Raw genomic sequence first — 3,457 nt, 5'->3', positions numbered from 1 at the left:
GTATGAAGGTTGGTCATCGTCAGGTCAGCAACAGCTGCCGGCGGTGACCGGTTCGCGTGCGTCGGTCACGGCGGTGACCGGCCGCAGCCGCACATGGCTCCACTCGCGCACCGCGGCCCCGGCCGCGTCGCCGGCTTCCAGGACGACGGGCTCGAGGCCGCGCTCGAGGAGGTGCGCGGCGGCCGCAAGCCCGACAGGGCCGGCTCCGACGACGACGACGGGAAGCTGGTGGCTGCTCATGGCGCTCGGTCTCCTCGGTACAACTGATCGGAGCCCTGGTGTGCCTCGCCGTGATGGCCGTGATGGCCGTGATGGCCGTGATCATGTAGGCAACCACTGTCCCAACTCCTGTGCTCGGCGGTCGCTTCGGCGCCACGCGTGCGGTACGCGGTGATCCTGATCGGGTTCCGTTCAGCTGGGCCTGTCGACGGTCAGCTGGCCATGGTGGAAGTCGAAGTGCTGGGTGGGATAGCGGTAGATGTCCGCGAGAGTCATGAAGTCTTTGAAGAAGGGGTCCCACCTGACCGGGTAGTGCATTCCGCGGCCGAGGTCGGCTTCGGCCTCTTCGGCGAGGCGTCGCTCCAGGGAGGCGGTGACCCAGTCGAACACGGCGCCCATCCACCGCGGGCTCATCACTTTGGCTGCCCCGCACGGGCCGAGGTAGTTCACCAGGTCGAACGGCCTGGTCGCGGCGTCCAGCAGCCGGGCGAAGGCTTTGCTCAACGGGCGGGGAAGCCGACTGAAGGCGCTCGCGAGGACCAGCAGGAAGCGGACGACGATGTAGCCGAAGAGCATGTGCCACAGCAGCTGGCGGTTGGTCCACCGGGTGCCGTCGCTGGGGCGGGCGAGGTCGGCCGGCGAGGCGGCGTCCAGGAGCATGTGGAAGGTCTGTCGTGCGCGCGCGTAGTCGTCGCGTACGGCCTGCCGGTCCATCGCAGGGTGCTGGCCCATGATGCGCTGCTCCACTCACGCGTCGTTGTGTTTGGGGTGGGTGGTTCCCTGCTTGGGCGGGGACGGAACCGGCACTGCCGTCAGTGTTGGGCGAGGAGCGGGCCGAAGATCTGCCCGGCGATGCGCTGGGCTTCGGCCTGGCTGGTGATCCGGCCGTGGACCTCTGAGTGCTGCCGGGTCCACGCTTCGGCAGTGGAGGCGTCGGCGAAGAAGATCAGCGCGTCGCAGCACACGTTGACCGCAGGGCCCGGCTTGGATCGCTGACCGACGAAGACGACCGCGTCGACCGGTTTCCATCGGGCGGTGCCGTCGGTGACAGTGACCGTGATCGGCCGGCCGTCGACCGGACATCTGCACCATTCTCGCCCGCCCCTGACGGCCGGTCGGGTAATCAGGTGCTCAGCAGCCGCGCGATCTGCCGTGCGGCGTCGCGGGCAGCTCGTCCGACGCCGATCAGGGTGGCGGACGCCGGGCCGGTCCAGTCGCCGTACCCCAGGAGGTGGAGCCGCGGTTCACCGGCAGCCTGAGTTCCCTCGGTCGGTATGTGGCCGCGTGTGCCGCGCAGCCCCAGCGGGGCGAGGTGGGCGAGGGCGGGGCGGAAGCCGGTGCACCAGATGACCGTGTCCGCTTCGACGTGGCTGCCGTCGGCCCATGTGGCGCCGGTGGCGGTGAGCCGGGTGAACATCGGCCGGGCCGCGAGGAGTCCGGCGTCGCGGGCGGCGCGGACGGGAGGAACGGCGACGATGTCGCCGAGCGAGGCGACACCGCCGCTGTCGGCGCGGCCTTCATCGAGCGCGCGTCGGCGGGCGGTGGCGACGTCGAACAGAATCCGGCCGTCGATGTCGTCGGCGAGGTAGCGGGGCGGGCGCTGGGTCGCCCACGTCAGGTCGATGCCGGCCAGGGCGAGGTCGGCCGCGATCTGGGCGCCGGAGTTGCCGCCGCCGACCACGACCACCCGCTGACCGGCGAAGTCTGCCGGTCGGCGGTAGGCCACCGTGTGCAGCTGGCGTCCGGTGAAAATGTCCCGGCCGGGGACGGCGGGCAGGAAGGGCCGCGACCAGGTGCCGGTGGCGCTGACGACCGCCCGCGCCGACCAGTCCCCCGCATCGGTCTCCACGCGGAGCCGGCCGCCGTCGCGGTGCACGGCCTGGGCTCGGACGCCGTGCTGGACGGGCAGTTCGTAGCGCTTCTCGTAGTCGGCGAGGTAGTCGACCACGTGTCCGGCGTCCGGGTACGTCTCGCCGGGCCGGCCGGGCATGATCCGTCCGGGCAGGGACGAGTAGGCCGCCGGGGAGAACAGGCGCAGCGAGTCCCCCGTGTGCTGCCAGGCCCCGCCCGGCGCCGTGTCGGCGTCCAGGACGGTGAACTCCACGCCGAGGCGGCGCAGGTGGTAGCCGGCGGCGAGCCCCGCTTGGCCGCCGCCGACCACCAGCACATCACTGCTCTGCGTCATGAACCCAGCTGCGCGGCCGTGAACTTCTTGCGCCACGCCAGCGACACGTAGACCAGTGCCACAAGGACCGGGACCTCGATGAGCGGGCCCACCACACCCGAGAGCGCCTGGCCGCTCGTGACGCCGAAGGTGGCGATGGCGACCGCGATGGCGAGCTCGAAGTTGTTGCCGGCCGCGGTGAAGGCCAGCGTGGTCGTGCGTTCGTAGTTGAGGCCAATCACCTTGCCGAGCAGGAAGGTGCCGAACCACATGACGGCGAAGTACACCAGCAGCGGCAGGGCGATGCGGGCGACGTCCAGCGGTTGCGAGGTGATGGTCTTGCCCTGCAGGGCGAAGAGGATGACGATCGTGAACAGCAGTCCGTACAGGGCCCACGGGCCGATCTTCGGCAGGAACTTCTGCTCGTAGGACTCGCGGCCCAGCTTCTTCTCGCCGATCCGGCGGGTCAGGAAACCAGCGAGCAGCGGCACGCCCAGGAAGATGACGACGTTGAACGCGATCTCCCACATGGAGATGTCCAGGGACTCGCCGTTGCCGAGGCCGAGCCAGCCGGGCAGCAGGTCCAGGTAGAACCAGCCGAGCACACCGAAGGCGATGACCTGGAAGACGGAGTTCAGCGCAACCAGGACGGCGGCCGCTTCCCGGTCACCGCAGGCCAGGTCGTTCCAGATGATGACCATGGCGATGCAGCGGGCGAGACCGACGATGATCAGGCCGGTGCGGTACTCGGGCAGGTCAGGCAGGAAGATCCACGCGAGCGCGAACATGACCGCGGGGCCGAGGATCCAGTTGATGACCAGGCTGGAGATCATCAGTTTGCGGTCGCCGGTGACGGCGTCGAGCTTGTCGTAGCGGACCTTCGCCAGGACCGGATACATCATGATCAGCAGCCCGACCGCGATCGGCAGGGAGATGCCGCCGATCTCGACCTTCGCCAAGGCGTCGTTCAACCCGGGGATCAGCCGGCCCAGCCCGAGGCCGAGGCCCATGGCGAGAAGGATCCAGAGGGCGAGGAAGCGGTCGAGCGTCGAAAGCTTCGCGACGACCGAGGCT

4 protein-coding genes and 1 pseudogene are annotated in these 3,457 nt (G+C 69.7%); all 5 read right to left on the bottom strand.

What is annotated here, in order from left to right; all coding sequences use genetic code 11:
• Window positions 1-84 precede the first annotated feature (84 nt).
• Window positions 85-240: pseudogene (locus ACWGH4_RS33000) on the bottom strand (FAD-dependent oxidoreductase); the annotation flags it as partial.
• Window positions 241-411: 171 nt separating this feature from the next.
• A complete protein-coding gene (locus ACWGH4_RS32995; RefSeq protein ID WP_453467329.1) occupies window positions 412-951 on the bottom strand; it encodes a DinB family protein in 540 nt (179 codons plus the stop codon).
• Window positions 952-1,031: 80 nt separating this feature from the next.
• Window positions 1,032-1,343 carry an organomercurial lyase gene (merB, locus tag ACWGH4_RS32990; RefSeq protein WP_453467331.1) on the bottom strand — a complete coding sequence of 104 codons (312 nt, stop codon included), beginning with the start codon at window positions 1,341-1,343 and terminating at the stop codon, window positions 1,032-1,034.
• Window positions 1,343-2,404 (bottom strand): ArsO family NAD(P)H-dependent flavin-containing monooxygenase, encoded by a 1,062-nt coding sequence (locus tag ACWGH4_RS32985; RefSeq protein WP_453467327.1) that lies wholly within the window; start codon window positions 2,402-2,404, stop codon window positions 1,343-1,345. The genes merB and ACWGH4_RS32985 overlap by 1 nt, the downstream gene beginning before the upstream one ends.
• Window positions 2,401-3,457 (bottom strand): ACR3 family arsenite efflux transporter (arsB, locus tag ACWGH4_RS32980; protein WP_453467325.1); only part of this gene is annotated, 1,057 nt, incomplete at its 5' end. The genes ACWGH4_RS32985 and arsB, both read right to left, overlap by 4 nt.

The organism is Streptomyces sp. NPDC054847, from assembly GCF_053610925.1.
Note: the sequence above shows the minus strand (reverse complement) of the source record. Positions and strands in the feature narration are given on the sequence as shown.

Excerpts from the sequence above, each read along its gene's own strand:
- ACWGH4_RS32985 (WP_453467327.1), bottom strand. The coding sequence starts at position 2,404 with ATGACGCAGAGCAGTGATGTGCTGGTGGTCGGCGGCGGCCAAGCGGGG.
- ACWGH4_RS32995 (WP_453467329.1), bottom strand. The coding sequence starts at position 951 with ATGGGCCAGCACCCTGCGATGGACCGGCAGGCCGTACGCGACGACTAC.